This window comes from Clostridium sp. CCUG 7971 (assembly GCF_017590215.1).
Taxonomy (GTDB): domain Bacteria; phylum Bacillota; class Clostridia; order Peptostreptococcales; family Peptostreptococcaceae; genus Faecalimicrobium.
In genome coordinates, this window is sequence record NZ_JAFFPK010000134.1 from 1 (window position 1) to 1,106 (window position 1,106).

The 1,106-nt window shown below is 27.2% G+C and carries 2 protein-coding genes; both read right to left on the reverse strand.

Annotated elements, in window-relative coordinates; all coding sequences use genetic code 11:
• A partial coding sequence (locus JWF52_RS15810) for an amino acid permease (protein WP_208334497.1) occupies positions 1–299 on the reverse strand: 299 nt, incomplete at its 3' end.
• 233 nt (positions 300–532) lie between these two features.
• Positions 533–955: an acyl-CoA thioesterase gene (locus JWF52_RS15815; RefSeq protein WP_208334498.1), complete on the reverse strand. Its 423-nt coding sequence runs from the start codon at positions 953–955 to the stop codon at positions 533–535.
• Positions 956–1,106 lie beyond the last annotated feature (151 nt).

The following is a 1,106-nucleotide window of genomic DNA, read 5'->3' on the forward strand; positions in this document are numbered from 1 at the left end:
AATAATACAGTTTGCATCCAACCTGTTAAAAAACCTAACTTAGCTCCGTATATTTCTTCTATATATACCATCATTCCACCAGTCTTTGGTATTGCAGCTGATACTTCTGCAGCTGTAAGTCCTGCCGTTATAGTTATAATGCCAGCTATAATCCAGACAAGCATCCCTAACCCTGGTGCTCCATTAGTTGTAGAATATATTGATTGTGGTTTAAAAAATACACCTGAACCTATAACCATACCTACAACTGTAGAAATGGCTGCGGAAAAACCAAGTGTTTTCTTAAGTTTATTGCTCATAGTTTTCCTCCTGTCAATTTTATAAATATATAAAATTATTTCATTTGATGTATGAATTTAGTATTACCAAAATTTTTTTAATTATAAAATTTTCACATTAAAAGTGATTTTTAGTAGATAAAAAGCGATACATGACTAAAATTCATCTAATATAGTAAAAGAAATTTTTCACCTGTATAATAAAAATAACCCTACGTAGAGTAGAGTCATTTTTAAAATTAGATTTTATTATTTTATTTTCTAAAACTTTTGGCTATATTTAAAAGCTCTATATCTTCTTGCGTAAAAGGCTCGTCTATCTTTAAATTGTGAGGCATCTTAACTCCATTTTCATCAATGCAAACAAAAGTTAAAAAACCGTCTACTATAATATTCTCATTATTATTTCTAGTAACTTTTCCATAAACAATTAAGCTTGTTTTTCCAGTATAAACTATTTTAGATTTTATATTTATAATATCGCCTTTTCTTATAGGCTGTTTAAAATTAATTTCATTAACTCTTCTACATACTAAATTTTCTGGGTGCTTATATTCATCTGCAACTGTTATAAAACAACTCTCAACAAACCATTCTGTCATCCTTCCAGCAAACAACGTTCCATGATGATTTAAATCTTCTCCCTTAACAAGCCTATGTGTATCATAATACTTCATATAAACCCCTCCTAGTATATTAAATCTATAAGCTATTATTTATATACTATACCTAAAACTCTATATTAACAATAAATTCCAATAAAATTTAACATTGATTTAATAATATGTCCCTTATTTTATTCACTATTAATATTATTTAAATAAAAAA